Source organism: Actinokineospora sp., assembly GCF_050699995.1.
Lineage (GTDB): Bacteria > Actinomycetota > Actinomycetes > Mycobacteriales > Pseudonocardiaceae > Actinokineospora.
The window spans coordinates 1-1,174 of the sequence record NZ_JBOHGC010000358.1 but is presented as its reverse complement, the minus strand read 5'-3'; the positions used below and the strand labels follow the sequence as shown (position 1 = coordinate 1,174).

Genomic DNA, 1,174 nt, shown 5'->3' with positions numbered 1-1,174 from the left:
GGGCGAACCCCTCGTAGCCCTTGGCCGCGACCTCGTCGCACTTCTGCCGATAGAGGCCGACGCCGCCGATGTACGGCATGAAGATGCGGGGCTTGCCGGGGATGTTCGCGCCCATGTACCAGGACTTCGCCAGCGGGTAGAGGGTCATGTGCCCCACGTCGTTGACGTGGGCGACCCACGCCTCTTCCGCTTCCGGAGTGGCCTCGATGCGCTCGCGCGCGTTCGCGCGCAGGTAGGTGACGCAGTCGGCGATCCAGTCGACGTGCTGCTCGATCGACACGATCATGTTGCTGAGCACGGAGGGGCTGCCCGGGCCGGTGATCGTGAAGAGGTTCGGGAAGCCGGCCATCGCGATGCCGAGATAGGTGCGCGGGCCCGCGGCCCACTTCTCTCGAAGTCTCCGGCCAGCCCGACCGCGGATGTCGATGTTGAGCAGGGCGCCGGTCATCGCGTCGAACCCGGTGGCGAACACGATGCGGTCGACGGCGTACTCGGCCTCCCGCGTCCGGACGCCATGCGGGGTGATCGCCTCGATCGGGACCGTGCGCACGTCGACCAGCGTGACGTTGTCCCGGTTGAAGGTCGCGTAGTAGCCGGTGTCGACGCAGAGGCGCTTGGTCCCCAGGGGATAGTCCTGGGGCGACAGGAGCTCGGCGACCGACGGGTCGCGGACGATGGCCCGGATCTTGGCCCGGAAGAACTCGGCGGCGGTGTCGTTCGCGTCCTGGCTGGTCAGGATGTCGGTGTAGGTCGCCGAGAAGCCGAGGCCCCCGCGGCCCCACCGTTTCTCGTACTCGCGCTCCCGCTCGTCGGCGGGCACCGCCAGTGCGGAGTCGCCGCTCCGCTCCATGACAAAGCCGACCCGTGACTCGCGGGCCTGGCGGCGGAACTCGGCGTAGCCCGCCTTGACCCGCCGCTCGTACTCCGGGTCGAGGGGCACGTTGTGGGCGGGGACGCTGTAGTTCGGCGTGCGCTGGAAGACGAACAGGTGGCTCGCCTGACTGGCGATGATCGGGGTCGACTGGATGGCGGAGGAACCGGTCCCGATGATCCCGACCCGCTGGCCGGTGAAGTCGACGCCTTCGTGCGGCCAGTGGCCGGTGTGATACCACTTGCCCTCGAAGCTCTCGAGGCCCTTGAAGTCGGGCACCTGGGCGTCGGACAGGCAGCCGGT

Annotated in this window: 1 protein-coding gene; it reads right to left on the bottom strand. The window is 69.0% G+C overall.

Translation table 11 applies throughout. From position 1 onward, the window contains the following. Nucleotides 1-1,174: flavin-containing monooxygenase (locus ACRDSQ_RS17510; protein ID WP_431422486.1), on the bottom strand; the 1,174-nt coding region annotated here is incomplete at both ends.